Below are 19,541 nucleotides of genomic sequence, written 5' to 3' on the forward strand. Positions count from 1 at the left end.
GTGAGCCGCACCGAGCGCCTCGACCTCGCCCGCGCCCGCACCGGTGGCACCGCCGCCGAGCAGCTGGCCGCGGCCGCCGCCCGGGCGCACGCCGTCGACGACCTCGGCGCCTTCCTCGCCGTCGTCGACCCCGGGCGAGCCGACCCCGACGCCGCCCCCGAGGGCCCGCTGGCCGGCATCCCGGTCGCGGTCAAGGACAACGTGGACGTCGCCGACCTGCCCACCAGCGGCGGGACGCCGGCCCTGCACGGCTCGCGGCCCGGCCGGGACCACCACGCCGTCGCCCGGCTGCGCGCCGCCGGGGCCCAGGTCGTCGGCAAGACCAACCTGCACGAGCTGGCGTTCGGCATCACCAGCAACAACGCCGCCTACGGCCCGGTCCGCAACCCGCACGACCCCACCCGCTCGGCCGGCGGCTCCTCCGGCGGCTCGGCCGTCGCGGTGGCCACCGGCGTCGTGCCGGTGGCCATCGGCACCGACACCGGGGGGTCGGTGCGGGTGCCCGCGGCGCACTGCGGCGTGGTGGGCTACCGACCCACCGTCGGCCGCTGGGGCGGGCTGGAGGGCGTCGTCGGGCTGTCCGGCACCCGCGACACCGTCGGTGCGCTGACCAGCACCGTGGCCGACCTCGTCCTGCTCGACCAGGTCGTGGCAGGGGCCACGCCGGCCACCGTGCCGCACGCCCGCGTGCTGCGCCTGGGCGTCCCGCTGCCCGGGTTCTTCGACGGCCTGGCCGCCGACGTCGCCGACGCGGTCGGCCGCGCCCTGGACCGGCTCGCCGACGCCGGGGTCGAGCTGGTCGAGGTCGACGTCGACGCCGCGCACGAGCTCGACGCCCGCTGCGGCTTCCCCATCGTCTTCCACGAGGTCCTGCGCACCCTGCCCGCCTACCTGGGGTCGCTGCCGGCCGGGCCGTCCTTCGACGAGCTGGTGGCCGGGGTGGTCAGCCCCGACGTCCGCGGGGCGCTGGAGCACGCGGTCGGCGACCCGGTGCCCGGGTCGGTCTACGCCGAGTGCCTGCAGCTGCGCGAGGAGCTGCGCGCGGCCTACGCGAGCGCCCACGAGCTGGACGGCGGCGGCCGGCTGGACGCGCTGGTCTACCCCACCGTGCCGCTGACCGCCCCGCCGCTGGGCGACGACGACACCACCGACCTCGGCGGCGAGCAGGTGCCGGTCTTCGGCACCACCATCCAGAACACCGGGCCCGGCTCCACCGCCGGCATGCCCGCGGTGTCCCTGCCCTGCGGTACCGGCCCCACCGGGCTGCCGGTCGGGTTGTCGCTGGAGACCCTGCCCGGCGAGGACGCCGCGCTGCTGGCCGTGGCCCGCCGGGTGGAGCAGCTGCTGTCCTGAAGGGCACACCGCGCCACCGCGCGCAGCCGGTGCACAGGCCCCACCCTGGCACCCGATGTCCGAATGGTTGCTCCTGCTCGCCGCGGTGCTGCTCACCGTGCTCACCGGGTTCTTCGTCGCCGCCGAGTTCTCCTTCACCACCGTCGACCGCGGCCAGGCGCAGGAGGCCGCCGACGAGGGACGGCGGGGTGCGGGCGGCGTCGTCGAGGCGCTGAAGGGGCTGTCCACCCAGCTCTCGGCCGCGCAGCTGGGCATCACGCTGACCACGCTGCTCGTGGGCTACCTCGCCGAGCCGGCCCTCGGCGGGCTCATCGACGGGCCGCTGGAGTCGCTGGGCCTGTCCCCCGCCGCGGCCACCACGGTCGCCGTCGTCCTGGGCATCACCCTGGCCACCACGCTGCAGATGCTCATCGGCGAGCTCGGCCCCAAGAACCTGGCCATCGCCAGCCCGCTGACCGTCGCCTCGGTCGTCGCCCCCGGCATGCGCGCGTTCACCGCCGTCTTCGGCGTGGTGGTGCGCGCCCTGCAGCGGCTGGCCAACGCCATCGTCCGCAAGCTCGGCTTCGAGCCCCGCGAGGAGCTCGACGACGCCCGCGGCGCCGGCGAGCTGGCCGCGGTCGCCCGGCGCAGCGCCGAGGAGGGCGACCTGTCCCCCACCGCCGCCCGGCTGCTGGACCGCTCGCTGGGCCTGCGCGACAAGTACGCGACCGACGTGATGACCCCGCGCACCCGGCTGGTCACCCTGCCCGACACCGCCACCGCCCAGCAGGTCATCGACACCGCGATCGCCAGCGGCGCGAGCCGGTTCCCGGTCTGGCACGGCGACCTGGACGACGTCACCGGCCTGGTGCACGTCAAGCAGGCCGTCGCCGTCCCCGAGGACGACCGCGGCACGGTGACCGCCGGCGAGCTGGCGCGTCCGGTGCTCGCCGTGCCCAGCTCGCTGCACCTGGACCCGCTGCTGGACCTGCTGCGCGACGAGGGCCTGCAGCTGGCCCTGGTGGTCGACGAGTGGGGCGCCACGCACGGCATCGTCACCCTGGAGGACATCGTCGAGGAGCTGGTCGGGGAGATCACCGACGAGACCGACCGGCCGCTGCGCCAGCTGCGCCGGCGCGGCGACGGCTGGGACGTCTCCGGCCTGCTGCGCCCCGACGAGGTCCGCGAGCGCACCGGCGTCCCCGTCCCCGAGGGCCGGTGGGAGACCGTCGCCGGGTTCGTCGCCGCCCAGCTGGGCCGGCTCCCCGCCGAGGGCGACACCGTCGACGTCGAGGGCCACCGGCTCACCGTCACCCAGCTCGACGGCCGGCGGGTGGCCGGGCTGCGCACCGACCCCCTCCCGGACGCCGCCGAGCTCCCGGCCCGCCAGCACGAGGTGGCGCAGGCGTGAACGACGTCCTCGCCCTGGCGATCCTGGTCGCCCTGCTGCTCGGCAACGCCTTCTTCGTCGCGGCCGAGTTCGCGCTCGTGTCGGCCCGCGTCGACCAGATCGAGCCCCGCGCCGCCGCCGGCTCGGCCCGCGCGCAGCGGACGCTGGCCGCGATGCGCAACGTGTCGCAGATGATGGCCGGCGCGCAGCTGGGCATCACGCTGTGCTCGCTGGGCCTGGGCGCGGTCGGCGAGCCCGCCGTCGCCCACCTCATCGAGGTGCCGCTGGAGTCCGCCGGTGTCCCGGAGGGCCTGCTGCACCCCATCGCGCTGGTGGTGGCCCTGAGCCTGGTCACCGTGCTGCACATGGTGCTCGGCGAGATGGTGCCCAAGAACATCACCATCGCCGGCCCCGACCGCGCCGCGATCGCGCTCGGCCCGCCCATGGCCAAGGTCGTCACGGTCCTCAAGCCGCTGATCTGGTTCTTCAACGGCGCGGCGAACGGCTTCGTCCGGCTGTTCGGGGTCACCCCCACCGACGAGGTCGCGGCCAGCTTCGACAGCGACGAGATCCGCTCGATGATCACCCAGTCGCGCAGCCAGGGCCTGCTCGGCGACGAGGTGTCCTCCCTCGCCGAGGGCGCGCTGTCCTTCGAGACCCACGACGCCCGGTCGGTGCTGCTGGCCGCCGACGACCTGGTCGCCGTCCCCCGGTCGGCCACCCCGCGCGACCTGGAGTCGGTGGTGGCCGCGCACGGGTTCAGCCGCTACCCGGTGGTGGAGCCCGACGGCCGGTGGGCCGGCTACGTGCACGTCAAGGACGTCCTGGGCCTGGCCGCCCGCGACGAGCCGGTACCCGACGACGCGCTCGAGCAGTTCGTCGAGGTCGCCCCCGACGAGCCGCTGCCCGAGGTGCTGCAGGCCATGCGCAAGGCCGGCGTCCACCTGGGCACGGTCACCGAGGACGGCGCACTGCTGGGCGTCGTCGCGCTGGAGGACGTGCTGGAGCAGCTGATCGGCGACGTCCGCGACGCCGCCCTGCACACCCCCGCGGGCAGCGCGGCACCGTCGGTGGGCAGCGGCGCCGGGGGGCGGTAGAGGATGGGGGCGTGCTCCCCGACGACGTGACCGCCCGCTGGCAGGCCCGCTTCCGCGCTCCCCGCGTCTCGCTCCCGGACTGGGCCGAGGACGCCCCGCAGCGCTGCCTGTTCGCCTCCGACGTCAGCGGCGTGGTCGAGCAGTACACGTGGGACCGCGACACCGGGGAGCAGCGGCAGGTCACCGACCGCCCCAACGGCACGCTGGCGGCCACGCTGAGCCCCGACGGGGAGACCGTGTGGTGGTTCGCCGACACCGACGGCGACGAGTTCGGCGTCTGGCGGACCCAGCCCTTCGCCGGCGGCGAGGACGTCGTCGCCGTCCCCGAGGTGGCGGCGGCCTACCCCGCCGGCCTGGAGATCGGCCGCACCCTGGTCGTCATCGGCCGGTCCACCGACGACGGCAGCGAGCTGTGGCTGGCGCCGCGCGGCGGCGCGCCCCGGGTGTTCTACCGGACGCCGGACACCGCCTCGGTCGACGCGCTGTCCCGCGACGAGGACCGGCTGGTGCTCTCCCACTCCGAGCACGGCGACCCCCGCTACCCCGCCCTGCGGGTGCTCGACGTCGCCCGCATCCCCGAGGGCCACTCCCAGGCCGAGCCGGACAGCCCGTGGGTGGTCGCCGAGAAGTGGGACGGCGCGGAGCTGGGCCTGCACGCGCTGGGCTTCTCCCCCGTCCCCGGTGACCTCCGGTTGCTGGTCGGCCACGAACGCCGCGGCCGCGAGGAGCTGCTGGTGTGGGACCTGGCCACCGGCACCGAGACCGAGCTGGTGCTCGACCTGCCCGGCGACGTGACCGCCGGCTGGTACCCCGACGGCTCCGCGCTGCTGGTCGGGCACGACCACGCCGCCCGCAGCGAGCTGTACCGCTACGAGCTGGCCAGTGGTGAGCTGACCCAGCTGGACACCCCGCCCGGCGTGGTCCGCGGTGCCACCGCCCGGCCCGACGGCACCGTGGAGCTGGCCTGGTCGTCCTCCGAGCGCCCGCCGGTGATCCGCCGGGCCGACGGACCGGTCGTGCTGGCCGCCCCCGGCGACGAGCCGCCGGCCGGTTACCCGGTCGAGGACCGCTGGGTGCCCGGGCCCGGCGGCGACGTGCACGCGCTGCTGGTCCGCCCCGCCGGCGAGGGTCCCTTCGCCACCGCGTTCCTGGTGCACGGTGGCCCCGAGGCCGCCGACGACGACTCCTACCGCGCCCGCCGGGCCGCCTACGTGGACGCGGGCTACGCCGTGGTGCACGTGAACTACCGCGGCTCCTCCGGCTACGGGTCGGCCTGGCGCGACGCGCTCACCGGTCGGCCGGGGCTCACCGAGCTCGAGGACGTCGCCGCGGTGCAGGACGCGCTGGTCGCCGAGGGCGTGGTCGACCCGGCCCGCTGCATCCTCTCCGGCGGCTCGTGGGGCGGGTTCCTCACCCTGCTGGGCCTGGGCACCCAGCCCGACCGCTGGGCCGCCGGCATCGCCGAGGTCCCCGTGGCGGACTACCTGGCCGCCTACGAGGACGAGATGGAGGGCCTGCGCGCCTACGACCGCGCGCTGTTCGGCGGCTCCCCGGACGAGGTGCCCGAGGTCTACCGGCGCTCCTCCCCGCTGACCTACGTCGACGCGGTCACCGCGCCGGTCCTGGTCGTCGCCGGCGCCAACGACCCGCGCTGCCCGATCCGGCAGATCGACAACTACCTGGCCGCGCTGACCGAGCGGGGTGCGCCGCACGAGGTGTACCGCTTCGACGCCGGCCACGGCTCGCTGGTGGTCGAGGAGACCATCCGGCAGGTCGAGACCGCGCTGGACTTCGCGCTGCGGCACGTCACCCCGTGAGAGCGCGCTCCCGGGGCCTGGTCGGGAGCGCGACGAGCAGGACCAGGGCGAGCCAGACGTAGGCGTTCTCGACCAGCAGGGTGATCGGCCCGAGGCCGCGCAGCGGCGCGTCGGGCCCGTTGGCCCACCAGTTGACGCCCAGCGCCAGCACGGTGCCGACGGCGACCGCGCCGCGGGTGGCGGCCCGGCCACCGCGGACGACCAGCAGCAACCCGGCCACGGTGAGCGGCCACAGGTGGTGGGTCCAGGAGATCGGGCTGATCAGGCCACCGGCGATGCCGACCAGGGTGGCGCCGGTCAGGTCGTCGCCGGCGCGGAAGGCCCGCAGCCCCCGGACCAGCGCGGTGACCAGGACGGCGGTCGCCAGCACCGCCCAGAGCACGTGCGGTGGGTGCGCCGCGCCGCCGTGGACGCGGCTGAGCAGACCCAGCAGCGACTGGTTGTCGGTGATGTCGACCTTGCCGACCCGGTCGGTCTCCCACAGCGCCTGCGTCCAGAACCGCACCGACGCGGCGGGCGCGACGGCGAGGGTGAGCAGCGTGGCGCCCACCGCGGTGCCGACGGCGACCAGCAGCGCCCGGTGCCGGCGGGTGACCAGCAGGTAGAGCAGCAGGACGCCGGGGGTCAGCTTGACCGCGACCGCCAGCCCGATGCCGACGCCGGCCCACCGCGCACCCCGGCGCAGCGCGGCGACGTCGGCCAGCACCAGCGCGGCGAGGAAGAGGTTGACCTGCCCGAAGGCCATGGACTGCCGCACCGGCTCGCTGAGCAGCACCAGCGGCAGCGCCGTCCCCAGGACCGCCCAGACCGGCCAGGTGGTGCGGCGCAGCAGCGGCTGCAGCAGCCACGCGGTGCCGGCCGCCACCAGCACGACCGAGGCGACCAGGTTGAGCGCCACCGCGGTCTGCAGGCTGACCCAGGTCATCGGCAGCATGAGCAGCGCCGCGAACGGCGGGTAGGTGAAGCCGTAGGGCGTGCCCGGCTTGAGGTAGTCGTACAGCTGCGCCGTCGAGGTCCCCGCGGCCCGCCAGCTGCCGACCGCGCCGTCGTAGACCGACAGGTCGAACCAGTCGTGCTGGGCGTTCTGCACGAGGTGGGTGAAGACCAGCAGCGACCCCAGCGCCGAGGCCGCCACCACGCCGGCCAGCCGCCGGTCCGACGGGCGCCCGGGCCGGGTGCCGGCCCGGGACAGCTGCCCGGTCACGACCGGGCGGCGATCAGCTCCGCGATCTGCACCGTGTTGAGCGCGGCGCCCTTGCGCAGGTTGTCGTTGGAGACGAACAGCGCGAGCCCGGTCGGGCCGTCCTGCCGGATCCGGCCCACGTAGGAGGGGTCCTTGCCGGCGGCCTGCAGCGGCGTGGGGACGTCGACCAGCTCGACCCCGGGCGCGGTGGCCAGCAGCTCCCGCGCCCGCTCGACCGACAGCGGCCGGGCGAACTCGACGTTCAGCGAGAGCGAGTGGCCGGTGAAGACCGGCACCCGCACGCAGGTGCCGGAGACCCGCAGGTCGGGGATGTGCAGGATCTTGCGGCTCTCGTTGCGGAGCTTCTGCTCCTCGTCGGTCTCGAACGAGCCGTCGTCGACGACCGAGCCGGCCATCGGCAGCACGTTGAACGCGATCGGCGCGACGTACTTCTCCGGCGCGGGGAACTGCAGCGCCTGCCCGTCGTAGGCCAGCGCGTCGGCTCCCTCGACCACGGCCTGCACCTGGCCGTGCAGCTCGCGCACGCCGGCCACGCCCGAGCCGGACACCGCCTGGTAGGTGCTGGCCACGATGCGGGTCAGCCCGGCCTCGGCGTGCAGCGGCTTGAGCACCGGCATCGCGGCCATGGTCGTGCAGTTGGGGTTGGCGATGATGCGGCCCGGGGTGTCGCCGGCGAGCGCCAGGTCGACGTCGTCGGGGTTGACCTCGCTGCAGACCAGCGGGATGTCGGGGTCCTTGCGGAACGCCGAGCTGTTGTCGATGACGACCACGCCGGCCGCGGCGAACCGGGGCGCCTGGGCGCGGGAGGTCGTGGCGCCGGCGGAGAACAGCGCGACGTCCAGGCCGGTGGGGTCGGCGGTGGCGGCGTCCTCGACGACGACCTCCCCCTCGCCCCAGGGCAGCCGGGTGCCGGCCGAGCGGGCGGAGGCGAAGAACCGGACGCTCGCGGCCGGGAAGCCGCGCTCGGCGAGGATCTGCCGCATCGCGACGCCGACCTGGCCGGTCGCGCCGACGACGCCGACGTGCAGCGGGCGGCTCACCGGCCGGTCCCGCCGTAGACGACGGCCTCGACGTCGGAGCCGAGCTCGAACGCGTCGTGCACCGCCCGGACGGCGAGGTCCAGGTCGGTGTCGCGGCAGACCACCGAGATGCGGATCTCCGAGGTGCTGATCAGCTCGAGGTTGACCCCGGCGTCGGCGAGCGCGCCGAAGAACTTCGCGGAGACGCCCGGGTGGGAGCGCATGCCGGCGCCCACCAGGGAGACCTTGCCGATGTGCTGGTCGAACTCGACGTGGTCGAACCCGACGGTGTGCTTGACCTTCTCCAGGGCGGCCAGCGCGGTGGGGCCGTCGGACTTGGGCAGCGTGAAGGAGATGTCGGCGAGCTTGGAGGCCGCGCCCGACACGTTCTGCACGATCATGTCGATGTTGATCTCGGCGTCGGCGATGACGCGGAACAGGGCCGCGGCCTCGCCCGGCCGGTCCGGCACGCCGTAGACGGTGATCTTGCCTTCGCTGCGGTCGTGCGCGACGCCGGAGATGATCGCCTGTTCCACCGTGAGGTCCTCCATCGAGCCGGTCACCGTGGTGCCGGGGAGCTGGGAGTAGGAGCTGCGGACGTGCACCGGGATGCCGTAGCGGCGGGCGTACTCGACGCACCGCAGCATGAGGACCTTCGCCCCGCAGGCGGCGAGCTCCAGCATCTCCTCGTAGGTGACGGTGTCCAGCCGTCGGGCGTTGGGGACGATCCGCGGGTCGGCGGTGAAGACGCCGTCCACGTCGGTGTAGATCTCGCAGACGTCGGCCCGCAGGGCGGCGGCGACGGCCACCGCGGTGGTGTCCGAGCCGCCGCGGCCCAGCGTGGTGATGTCCTTGGTGTCCTGGCTGACGCCCTGGAAGCCGGCGACGATGACGATCGAGCCCTCGTCCAGCGCGGAGCGCAGCCGGCCGGGGGTGACGTCGATGATCCGGGCCTTGCCGTGGCTGGAGGTGGTGATCACCCCGGCCTGGGAACCGGTGAACGACCGCGCCTGGTAGCCGTGGGTGGAGATGGCGATGGCCAGCAGCGCCATCGAGATGCGCTCGCCGGCGGTGAGCAGCATGTCCAGCTCGCGACCGGGCGGGTCGGGGGTGATCTGGGACGCCTGGTCGAGGAGGTCGTCGGTGGTGTCGCCCATCGCGGAGACCACCACGACGACGTCGTGGCCGTTCTTCTTGGCCTGGACGACCCGTTCGGCGACGCGCTTCACGCGCTCGGCGTTGGCGACGGACGAACCGCCGTACTTCTGCACGACCAGGGCCACGGGGCCCGAGACTACCGGCGCGAGCAGCGGGGACCCGGAACCGGTGGTGTGATCACGGGCGTGCCCGAGACCGAGGACGACGTCACCGCCTGGCTGCTGACCGGGGCCGAGCGGGACAACCCGTCCTCGGCCCTGCCCGCGTGGACGGAGGGCAACCTCGCCGAGGCGCTGGTGCACGGCGCCGTCTACTTCGACCGGCTGGTCGACGCGGTGCGCGACCTCGGCCCGGGCGACCACCTGTTCTTCACCGACTGGCGGGGCGACCCGGACCAGAAGCTGCGGCCCGACGGGCCCACGGTCGACGAGCTGTTCTCCGACGCCGCACGGCGCGGGGTGTGCGTGCGCGGGCTGGTCTGGCGCTCGCACTGGGACGCGCTGAGCTTCTCCAAGGAGCAGAACGCCTCGCTGGACCGCGAGCTGGAGGAGGACGGCGCGGTCGTCGTGCGCGACCAGCGGGTGCGGCGGCTGGGCAGCCACCACCAGAAGATCGTCGTCTGCCGGCACCCCGACGACCCCGCGCGCGACGTGGCGTTCGCCGGCGGCATCGACCTGGGCCACACCCGGCGGGACGACGCCGAGCACCGGGGCGACCCCCAGCCGCAGCCGATGTCGTCGGCCTACGGGGACACCCCGCCCTGGCACGACGTGCAGCTGCAGGTGCGCGGGCCGGTGGTCGGGGTGCTCGACGACGCGTTCCGGGAGCGCTGGGACGACCCGACCAGCCCGGCGGTGGAGCACCCGCTGGCGTGGGTGCACGACAAGGCCGAGCAGGCGCTGGGCCGCAACCGGATGGACCCCGACGAGCTGCCCGCCCAGCCCCCGCCGCCCCCGCCGTGCGGCCCGCACGTGGTGCAGACGCTGCGCACCTACCCGAAGATCTGGCCGGCCTACGACTTCGCGCCCGAGGGCGAGCGGTCCATCGCCCGGGGCTACACCAAGGCGCTGGAGCGGGCCCGCCGGTTGGTCTACCTGGAGGACCAGTACCTGTGGTCCTCCGACGTCGCCGACCACCTGGCCGCCTCGCTGCGGGAGCACCCCGGGCTGCAGCTGGTGGTCGTGGTGCCGAGGGTCCCCGACCAGGAGGGCGCGTTCTCCGAGCGGCCCCAGCAGCTGGGGCAGGCCCAGGCGATGACGCTGCTGCAGGAGGCCGCGCCGGGTCGGGTGCACGTGTTCGACCTGGAGAACCACGAGGGCACGCCGGTCTACGTGCACGCCAAGGTGTGCGTGGTCGACGACGTGTGGGCGGAGGTCGGCAGCGACAACGTCAACCGCCGGTCCTGGACGCACGACAGCGAGCTGTCCAACGCCGTGCTCGACCCCACCCGGGACCCTCGCGAGCCGCAGGACCCCGCGGGCCTGGGCGACGGCGCGCGCACCTTCGCCCGCGACCTGCGGCTGCAGCTGGGGCGCGAGCACCTGGACGCGGCCGACGACACCGGCCTGCTCGACCCCGACGAGTTCGTGGCCGCCTGCGTCGCGTCCGCCGAGGCCCTGGACGCCTGGCACGCCGGCGGCCGGGTGGGCCCGCGTCCGCCGGGCCGGTTGCGGGTGCACCGCCGTCCGGAGCTGACCCGCCTGGAGCGCCTGTGGGCGACCCCGCTGTACCGGTTGGTCCACGACCCCGACGGCCGCCCCCTGCGCCTGCGCCTGCGCCGCACCTACTGACCGGGCGTCCTCGGGCCCGCGAGGCGGCGAGCACGTCTTCCCACCCGATGTCGTGCCCTGCCCACACCCCGGGGGCAGGGCACGAGCACCTGCCCACCCCGGGTGGGCAAGCACCCCTTGCCCACCTCGGGTGGGCAGGCACCCCTTGCCCACCTCGGGTGGGCAGGCACCCCTTGCCCACCTCGGGTGGGCAGGGCACGAGGTCGCACGGGGAGACGTGTCGGCGGGCCGGGGAGCTCCGTCGTGTCCACAGGCCGGCGGCCCGTCCACACATCGGCCAGGGGTCTGGTGCCGACCTCGCCTCCGCGTGACGGTGGAGTCGTGAGCGAGGCAGCGCAGGGACACCCACCCGCGGACTTCGACCTCTCGGGCACCGTGCGCCGCATCCGACGGACCGCCCGCCTCTCCCAGCGCGAGCTCGCCCTGGCCGCGGGGCTGTCGAAGTCGACGATCGCGCAGGTCGAGACCGGCCGCCGAGGCCTGTCGGCCGACGCCCTCGCCTCGCTGGCGACCATCGCCGGGCTCCGCCTGGCCCTCGTCGACGGCGACGGCGTCGAGGTGCTCCCGATGCGTGGGTCCGCCGCCCGCGACGACGGCGGTCGCCGGTACCCGGCGCACTGCGACGTCCGGCACGGCGACGAGGGCTGGTGGTACCTGCCGCACCGGGCCGCCCGTCCGGTGCCCTGGTTCACCTTCGACCTCCGTCGGTCCGAGCCGCTGGCCGACGACGACCACCCGGTGCAGGTACCCGAGGACGACCCCCGCTGGCGCGCGGAGCAGCGCCGGGTGGAGAGCCTGACGGCCTGGGCTGCGCGCCAGCAGCAGCTCAGGGAGGACTACCTGCGCCGGCTCGGGGCCGGCGAGGTCCCGCCGCTGCGCGACGACCCGTGCACCTGCCCACCCGGCTGCGAGGAGCTGCTCGTGGGGGACGACCCGGCGGGCCAGGCCGACCCGCACGTCCCCGACTGCCCCTGCCGGTGCGACGTCCACTGACCCCGGCGCTGCTACGGTGGCCCCGTGCGCGGCAGCCTCCTCCTTATCCGCCGCGGCGAGGCCCTCTCCTAGGTCGGCCCCCTCGCCGCGGTGTCCGCGCGTGCCCGTCCCGCGCTGCCGGTCCGCACACCACGGCACCCAGGAGAGCCACCAGCCATGAGCACCCACCCGCACGCCCGCAACGCCCAGCAGCCCTCGGCGATGCCGATCGGCAAGTACGCGCCCTTCGCCGCGATCGCCCTGCCCGACCGCACCTGGCCGGAGAAGGTCACCACCACCGCCCCCCGCTGGTGCGCGGTCGACCTGCGCGACGGCAACCAGGCGCTGATCGACCCGATGACCCCCGACCGCAAGCGGCGCATGTTCGAGCTGCTGGTGCAGATGGGCTACAAGGAGATCGAGGTCGGCTTCCCGGCGGCCAGCCAGACCGACTACGACTTCGTCCGGCAGCTGATCGACGAGGACCTGATCCCCGGCGACGTCACCATCCAGGTGCTGACCCAGGCCCGCGACGAGCTGATCGAGCGCACCTTCGAGTCCCTGGCAGGTGCCAAGCAGGCGATCGTGCACCTGTACAACTCGACCTCCACCCTGCAGCGCCGCGTCGTCTTCAACTCCGACAAGGCCGGGATCGTCGACATCGCCGTCCACGGTGCCCGGCTGGTGCGCAAGCTGGCCGAGGGCATGCCGGAGACCGAGATCCGCTACGAGTACTCGCCGGAGTCCTTCACGGGCACCGAGCTGGAGTTCGCCGTCGAGATCTGCAACGCGGTCACCGACGTCTGGGAGCCCACCCCGGAGAACCCGACGATCCTCAACCTGCCGGCCACCGTCGAGATGGCCGAGCCGACCGTCTACGCCGACCAGATCGAGTGGATGCACCGCAACCTGGGCCGGCGGGACTCCGTCGTCCTCTCGCTGCACCCGCACAACGACCGCGGGACGGCGGTCGCGGCCGCGGAGCTGGGCTACCGCGCCGGCGCGGACCGCATCGAGGGCTGCCTGTTCGGCAACGGCGAGCGCACCGGCAACGTCGACCTGGTCACCCTGGGCCTGAACCTGTTCAGCCAGGGCATCGACCCGCAGATCGACTTCTCCGACATCGACGAGATCCGCCGCACCGTCGAGTACTGCAACCAGATCGGCGTGCACGAGCGGCACCCCTACGGCGGCGACCTGGTCTACACCGCCTTCTCCGGCTCCCACCAGGACGCCATCAACAAGGGCTTCGCGGTCATGAAGGCCGACGCCGCGGCCTCCGGGGTCGGCGTCGACGACATCCCGTGGGCCGTGCCCTACCTGCCCATCGACCCCAAGGACGTCGGCCGCAGCTACGAGGCCGTGATCCGGGTGAACAGCCAGTCCGGCAAGGGCGGCGTCGCCTACATCATGAAGACCGAGAACCAGCTGGACCTGCCGCGCCGGCTGCAGATCGAGTTCTCCGCCGTCGTCCAGCGGCACACCGAGGACGAGGGCGGCGAGGTCACCGCCGAGCAGATGTGGGCCGCGTTCTCCTCCGAGTACCTGCCCGACCCGCACGCCCCCTGGGGCCGGCTCTCGCTGACCGGGCACCAGCACACCGCCGACGGCTCCGGCACCGACCAGATGACCGTCGAGCTGGTCGACGACGGCGTCCCGGTGACCCTGACCGGCCGCGGCAACGGCCCGATCGCGGCCTTCGTGGACGCGCTGCGCGCCCTGGACGTCGACGTGCGGGTGCTGGACTACGCCGAGCACGCGCTGTCCTCCGGCGGCGACGCGCGGGCCGCGGCCTACGTGGAGTGCGCCGTCGGCGAGCGGGTGCTCTGGGGCGTGGGCATCGACCCGAACATCGTGAGCGCGTCCCTGCGCGCGGTGGTCAGCGCCGTCAACCGCGCCCTGCGGTAGCCCCCGGCGGCCCGTTCACCCGGCCGGGTGAACGGGCCCCGCCCCCGGCGTGCCGGTTTGACATCGATCGAACACGTGTTCGATCCTTGCCCGGTGACCGTCCTGCCGCCCGAGCTCGCCGAGCGGCTGGCGGCCGCCCGGTCGGCGGCGGCGCGGGCCGACCGGCGCTTCGGCACCACCACCGCCCGGCGGGCGCTGGAGACGCTGCCGGCCCTGGCCGCGCTGCTGCCCGGCGGGGCGCTGCACACCGGCTCGGTCTACTCCGTGCAGGGGTCGGTCGCGCTGGCCACCGCGCTGCTGGCCGGGCCCTCGGCGGCCGGCGAGTGGTGCGGCGTGGTCGGGGTGCCCGGGTTCGGCGCCGAGGCCGCGGCGGGCATGGGCGTCGACCTGTCCCGCACCGTGCTCGTGCCCGACCCCGGCGCCGAGCCGGTGGCCGTCGTCGACGCGCTGGTCGGCGCGCTGACCGTGGTGCTGGTCGGGCCGGTCGGCCGGGTCGGCGGCGCCGCGGCCGAGCGGCTCACCGCCCGGCTGCGGCAGCGCGGCACCGCACTGGTGGCGTGCACCCCCCTCGGCTCCCCGAGCTGGCCGCAGAGCACCGCCGAGCTCGCCGTGACCGGCAGCGACTGGCAGGGCCTCGGCGACGGCCACGGCCACCTGACCGGGCGGGTCGCCGAGGTCGTCGTGCAGTCCCGCCGGTCGGCCCGGCCGCAGCGGGCGCGGCTGTGGCTGCCCGACCACGAGGGCCGGGTCGCCCCGGTGACCACGCCGGTCGAGCAGGTCGTCCGGGCCGCCGGGTGAGCACCCGCCGGACCCTCGTGCTGTGGTGCCCCGACTGGCCGGTCACCGCTGCGGTCCTCGGCGGCCAGGGCGCCGGCCCGGGCGGTCCCGGCGGGCCGGGCCGGCGGCCGGTGGCCGTCGTCGACCGCGGCCAGGTGCTGGCCGTCTCCCCCGCCGCCCGGGCGGCGGGCGTGCGCCGGGGGCTGCGGGTGCGCGAGGCGCAGTCCCGGTGCGCCGAGCTGGTGGTGCTGCGGCATGACCCGGGCGCCGAGGCGCGCGCCTTCGAGCCGGTGCTGCGCGCGGTCGAGGCGGTCGCCCCCGGGGTGCAGGTGCTCCGGCCGGGCACCTGCGCGGTGCCCGCCCGCGGGGCGGCGAGCTACCTCGGCGGGGAGACCGCGGCCGCGGCCGTGCTGCTCGACGTGCTCGAGCAGGCCGGCGTCCCCGACGCCCGGGTGGGCGTGGCCGACGGCCCGTTCAGCGCCGAGCAGGCCGCCCGCACCGCCGAGCGGCTGCCCGGCTACCAGGTGGTGCCCACCGGCGGTGACCGGCCGTTCCTGGCCGGGCTGCCGGTCGAGGTGCTGGCGCCGGTCCTGGACCCCGACGCCCCCGACCTGCTGCGCCGGCTCGGCCTGCGCACCGTGGGCGCGTTCGCCGACCTGGCGCCCGGCGACGTGCTGGCCCGCTTCGGCAGCTCCGGCGGCCGGGCGCACCGGCTGGCCCGCGGCGACGACGTGGCCGCCGCGGGCGGGCGCGCGCCGCTGCCCGAGCTGGGCCGCACCGTCGAGCTCGACCCCCCGCTGGACCGCGCCGACCAGGTCGTGGCCACCCTGCGACCGGCCGCCGAGCAGCTGGTCGCCGGGCTGGCCGGCCAGGTGCTGGTCTGCACCGGGCTGCGGGTCGAGCTCACCGACGACCTCGGCGGGGCGGTGTCCCGCCGCTGGCTGCACCCCCGCTTCTTCACCGCCGCCGACGTGCTGGACCGGGTGCGCTGGCAGCTGGCCGGCGGCGGCCTGGGCGCACCGGTCGCCCGGGTCGACCTGCTGCCCGAGGACGTCGAGCCGCAGGGCGCGCACACCGAGGGTCTGTGGGGCGGCGGCCCCGACGACCACGTGCACCAGGCGCTGACCCGGGTGCAGAGCCGGCTGGGCCACCGCGCGGTGGGCACCAGCGTCGTCGGCGGCGGGCGCGGCCCGGCCGACCGCACCACCTTCGTGCCCTGGGGCGACCGGCCGCTGCCCACCCGGCCCGGCGAACCGCCGTGGCCGGGCCGGCTGCCGCCCCCGCTGCCCTCCACGGTGCTCACCCGCCCCGCGCAGGCCACCGTCGTCGGGGCCGCGGGCTCCCCCGCCGTCCTCGACGACCGGGGCACGCTGTCGGTCCCGCCGGCCCGGTTCCGGGTCGACGAGGGCGGCCGCCCGGCCGCGGGCTGGCCGGTGGGCTGGCAGCCGGTGCAGGCGTGGGCGGGTCCGTGGCCGGCCGACGAGCGCTGGTGGACCGACGACACCCGCGGCCACCCCACCGGCGGCCCCACCGGCTTCCTCGCCCGGCTGCAGGTGGTCGGCGTCGACGGCAGCGCCTGGCTGCTGCTGGTGTCGGCCGGCCACTGGTGGGTCGAGGCGCGCTATGACTGAGACCTGCTGGGCAGAGGAGTCCTGATGGGCTGGCAGAACCCACCCATCCCGTGGTCGGAGCTCGAGCGCAAGCTCTCCGACCGGCACCGGCCCGGCCGGCCCGAGCAGGGCGACGGCGGCGACAGCCCGGCGTGGTCGCGCAAGCGGCAGCCCTACGTCCCGCCGGCCGACCTGCTGCCCCAGCCCCCGGTGCAGCCGGTCGTGCCCTACGCCGAGCTGCACTGCCACACCAACTTCAGCTTCCTCGACGGCGCCAGCCACCCCGAGGACCTGGTCGCCGAGGCGGTGCGGCTGGGGCTGTCGGCGCTGGCGGTCACCGACCACGACGGGTTCTACGGCGTGGTGCGCGCCGCCGAGGCCGCCCGCGCGCACGGGCTGCGCACCGTGGTGGGCGCCGAGCTGTCGCTGGGGCTGACCGGGCCGCAGAACGGCGTCGCCGACCCCGAGGGCACCCACCTGCTGGTGCTGGCCCGCGGCACCGCCGGCTACCACCGGCTGGCCGCGGCGATCACCCGGGCCCAGCTGCGCGGGGCGGAGAAGGGCCGCCCGGTCTACGACCTCGAGGAGCTAGCCGCCGACGCCGACGGCGACTGGCTGGTGCTCACCGGCTGCCGCAAGGGCACCGTGCGCAGCGCGCTGGCCACCGGCGGGCCGGACGCCGCGGCCGCCGAGCTCGACCGGCTCACCGCCCTGTTCGGCCGCGACAACGTGGTCGCCGAGCTCATCGACCACGGCCACCCCACCGACTCCCGGACCAACGACGCCCTGGCCGAGCTCGCCGCGCGGGCCGGGCTGCCGGTGGTGGCCACCGGCAACGTGCACGTGGCCACCCCCGACGGGCGCCGGCTGGCCGGGGCGCTGGCCGCCGTCCGGGCGCGGCGGGACCTGACCGGCATCGACGGCTGGCTGCCCGCCACGGGTGCGGCGCACCTGCGGTCGGGGGCGGAGATGGCCGCCCGGTTCGCCCGCTACCCGGGTGCGGTGGCCCGGTCGGTGCAGATCGCCGACGCGCTGGCCTTCCCGCTGGAGCTGGCCCGCCCGAAGCTGCCCCGGATGGACCTCCCGCCGGGGCACACCCCGATGAGCTGGCTGCGCGAGCTGGTGGCCCGGGGCGCGGCCGCGCGGTTCGGGCCGCCGGGCACCTGGTCGGCGGCGTTCGAGCGCGACTACGCCCGGCGGGTCGACCGCGAGCTCGACGTGATCGAGGAGAAGGACTTCCCCGGCTACTTCCTCATCGTCCACGACCTGGTCGCCTACGCCCGGCAGCGCGGCATCCTCTGCCAGGGCCGCGGGTCGGCGGCGAACTCGCTGGTCTGCTACCTGCTGGAGATCACCGCGGTCGACCCGGTGCGCTTCGGGCTGCCCTTCGAGCGGTTCCTGTCCACCACCCGCGACGAGGAGCCCGACATCGACGTCGACTTCGACTCCGACCGCCGCGAGGAGGTCATCCAGTACGTCTACGGCCGCTACGGCCGGCGCAACGCCGCGCAGGTGGCCAACGTGATCACCTACCGGCCCAAGCTGGCGGTGCGCGACGTGGCCAAGGCGCTGGGCTACAGCACCGGCCAGCAGGACGCCTGGTCCAAGCAGGTCGAGACGTGGGGGTCGGTGGCCACCACCGACGAGCACGACATCCCGCCGGCGGTGGTGGAGATGGCCGAGCAGCTGCTGGGCTTCCCGCGGCACCTGGGCATCCACTCCGGCGGCATGGTGCTCACCGACCGTCCGGTGGGCGAGGTGTGCCCGATCGAGCACGCCCGCAAGGAGCAGCGCACCGTCCTGCAGTGGGACAAGGACGACTGCGCGGCGATGGGGCTGGTCAAGTTCGACCTGCTGGGGCTGGGCATGCTGGCCGCGCTGCAGTACTGCTTCGACCTGGTCGCCGACCACACCGGCGAGCGCTGGACGCTGGACTCGGTGCCCAAGGAGGAGCCCGGGGTCTACGACATGCTCTGCCGGGCCGACTCCGTCGGGGTGTTCCAGGTCGAGAGCCGGGCGCAGATGGGCACCCTGCCCCGGCTGCAGCCGCGCGAGTTCTACCACCTGGTCATCGACATCGCGCTGATCCGGCCCGGGCCCATCCAGGGCGGGGCGGTGCACCCCTTCATCCGGCGCAAGCTGGGCCAGGAACCGGTCACCTACCCGCACCCGCTGCTGGAGCCGGTGCTGGCCCGCACGCTGGGCGTCCCGCTGTTCCAGGAGCAGCTCATGCAGATCGCGGTCGCGGTCGGCGGGTGCACCGGCGACGACGCCGACCTGCTGCGCCGGGCGATGGGGTCCAAGCGGGGCAAGGAGCGGATCGGGTCGCTGCGGGCGACGCTGTTCGCCGGGATGGCCTCGCACGGCATCACCGGGGAGCTGGCCGAGAGCATCTACGCCAAGATCGAGGCGTTCGCGAACTTCGGGTTCGCCGAGAGCCACTCGATCAGCTTCGCGCTGCTGGTCTACACCTCCAGCTGGTTCAAGCTGCACTACCCGGCGGCGTTCCTGGCCGCGCTGCTGCGCGCCCAGCCGATGGGCTTCTACTCCCCGCAGACCCTGGTCGCCGACGCCCGCCGGCACGGCGTGCAGGTGCTCACCCCCGACGTCCTGCGGTCCGGGGTGCACGCCGACCTGGAACGCACCGACGACGACCCCCGGCCGACCGGGTCCGCCGCCTGCCGGGCACCCGACCAGCCGCCGACCGGCGAGTTCGACCCGCACGCCCCCTTCGACACCGCCGACCACCGCCTCGACGACGGGTTCGCCGTCCGGCTGGGGCTGGCCGGGGTGCGGTCGATCGGCGAGGCCGACGCCGAGCGCGTCGTGGCCGCCCGCGACGAGGGCGGGCCGTTCACCTCGCTGGCCGACCTGGTGCTGCGCACCGGGCTGACCGCTCCCCAGCTGGAGGCGCTGGCCACCGCGGGTGCCTTCGACGGGCTGGGGCTCACCCGCCGGCAGGCGCTGTGGGAGGCCGGCCGGGCGGCGCAGGAGCGGGCCGACCGGCTGCCGGGGTCGGGGGTGGTGGAGCCGCCGCCGATGTTGCCGGGCATGAGCCCCGCCGAGGAGACGATGGCCGACCTGTGGGCCACCGCGATCTCCCCGGCCAGCCACCCGGTGCAGCACGTGCGCGCCCAGCTGGACGCCGCCGGGGTGCTGCCGGCGTCCGGGCTGCTGACCGCGACCTCGGGGACCCGGGTGCGGGTGGGCGGGGTGGTGACCCACCGGCAGCGGCCGGCGACGGCCGGGGGCACCACGTTCCTCAACCTGGAGGACGAGACCGGGCTGGTCAACGTCATCGTGTCCACCGGGGTGTGGGCCCGGCACCGGCGGGTCGCGCGGGAGTCCTCGGCGCTGGTGGTGCACGGCCGGCTGGAGCGGAACGAGGGCGTGGTGAACCTGGTCGCCGAGCGGCTGGAGACGCTGGCGATCACCGCCCGGACGACGTCGCGCGACTTCCGCTGACG

At 75.5% G+C, this 19,541-nt stretch carries 13 protein-coding genes; 10 read left to right on the forward strand and 3 right to left on the reverse strand.

Annotated elements, in window-relative coordinates:
- The 4 genes from BLT39_RS02565 to BLT39_RS02580 are packed head-to-tail and all read left to right on the forward strand — an operon-like array spanning position 1 to position 5,636.
- Entirely contained in the window at positions 1-1,353 is a 1,353-nt protein-coding gene (locus BLT39_RS02565; protein WP_091058084.1) for an amidase family protein, read from the forward strand.
- Between the two features lie 55 nt (positions 1,354-1,408).
- Positions 1,409-2,743, forward strand: a complete 1,335-nt coding sequence (locus BLT39_RS02570) for a hemolysin family protein (protein ID WP_091058087.1) — start codon at positions 1,409-1,411, stop codon at positions 2,741-2,743.
- On the forward strand, positions 2,740-3,819 hold the full coding sequence (locus tag BLT39_RS02575; protein WP_091058091.1) for a hemolysin family protein: 1,080 nt from the start codon (positions 2,740-2,742) through the stop codon (positions 3,817-3,819). The genes BLT39_RS02570 and BLT39_RS02575 overlap by 4 nt, the downstream gene beginning before the upstream one ends.
- An 11-nt stretch (positions 3,820-3,830) precedes the next feature.
- A complete protein-coding gene (locus BLT39_RS02580) occupies positions 3,831-5,636 on the forward strand; it encodes a S9 family peptidase (RefSeq protein WP_091058095.1) in 1,806 nt (601 codons plus the stop codon).
- On the opposite strand, the gene BLT39_RS02585 is transcribed toward BLT39_RS02580, so the two are convergent.
- From BLT39_RS02585 to BLT39_RS02595, 3 genes are read right to left on the reverse strand one after another with little or no spacing between them, the layout of a single operon-like run.
- Positions 5,626-6,840 carry a glycosyltransferase 87 family protein gene (locus tag BLT39_RS02585; RefSeq protein WP_091058099.1) on the reverse strand — a complete coding sequence of 405 codons (1,215 nt, stop codon included), beginning with the start codon at positions 6,838-6,840 and terminating at the stop codon, positions 5,626-5,628. The two genes, BLT39_RS02580 and BLT39_RS02585, sit on opposite strands and share 11 nt — an antisense overlap.
- Positions 6,837-7,880, reverse strand: a complete 1,044-nt coding sequence (locus BLT39_RS02590; protein WP_091058104.1) for an aspartate-semialdehyde dehydrogenase — start codon at positions 7,878-7,880, stop codon at positions 6,837-6,839. The genes BLT39_RS02585 and BLT39_RS02590 overlap by 4 nt, the downstream gene beginning before the upstream one ends.
- Positions 7,877-9,142 carry an aspartate kinase gene (locus BLT39_RS02595; RefSeq protein ID WP_091058107.1) on the reverse strand — a complete coding sequence of 422 codons (1,266 nt, stop codon included), beginning with the start codon at positions 9,140-9,142 and terminating at the stop codon, positions 7,877-7,879. Before BLT39_RS02595 ends, BLT39_RS02590 begins: the two co-directional genes overlap by 4 nt.
- Positions 9,143-9,202: 60 nt before the next feature.
- Between BLT39_RS02595 and BLT39_RS02600 the strand changes: the two genes are divergently transcribed.
- The 6 genes from BLT39_RS02600 to BLT39_RS02625 all read left to right on the forward strand — a co-directional run bounded on the left by BLT39_RS02600 (position 9,203) and on the right by BLT39_RS02625 (position 19,539).
- Positions 9,203-10,807 carry a phospholipase D family protein gene (locus tag BLT39_RS02600; protein ID WP_091059321.1) on the forward strand — a complete coding sequence of 535 codons (1,605 nt, stop codon included), beginning with the start codon at positions 9,203-9,205 and terminating at the stop codon, positions 10,805-10,807.
- A gap of 321 nt (positions 10,808-11,128) precedes the next feature.
- A complete protein-coding gene (locus BLT39_RS23215; protein WP_165640103.1) occupies positions 11,129-11,800 on the forward strand; it encodes a helix-turn-helix domain-containing protein in 672 nt (223 codons plus the stop codon).
- Positions 11,801-11,956: 156 nt separating this feature from the next.
- Entirely contained in the window at positions 11,957-13,687 is a 1,731-nt protein-coding gene (leuA, locus tag BLT39_RS02610; RefSeq protein ID WP_091058113.1) for a 2-isopropylmalate synthase, read from the forward strand.
- A gap of 93 nt (positions 13,688-13,780) precedes the next feature.
- Positions 13,781-14,485, forward strand: a complete 705-nt coding sequence (locus BLT39_RS02615; RefSeq protein WP_091058116.1) for a hypothetical protein — start codon at positions 13,781-13,783, stop codon at positions 14,483-14,485.
- Positions 14,482-16,095 carry a DNA polymerase Y family protein gene (locus BLT39_RS02620; RefSeq protein ID WP_091058119.1) on the forward strand — a complete coding sequence of 538 codons (1,614 nt, stop codon included), beginning with the start codon at positions 14,482-14,484 and terminating at the stop codon, positions 16,093-16,095. Before BLT39_RS02615 ends, BLT39_RS02620 begins: the two co-directional genes overlap by 4 nt.
- 24 nt (positions 16,096-16,119) lie before the next feature.
- Positions 16,120-19,539 carry an error-prone DNA polymerase gene (locus tag BLT39_RS02625; RefSeq protein WP_091058121.1) on the forward strand — a complete coding sequence of 1,140 codons (3,420 nt, stop codon included), beginning with the start codon at positions 16,120-16,122 and terminating at the stop codon, positions 19,537-19,539.
- Positions 19,540-19,541: the final 2 nt, after the last annotated feature.

Source organism: Klenkia brasiliensis (assembly GCF_900100695.1).
GTDB lineage: Bacteria > Actinomycetota > Actinomycetes > Mycobacteriales > Geodermatophilaceae > Klenkia > Klenkia brasiliensis.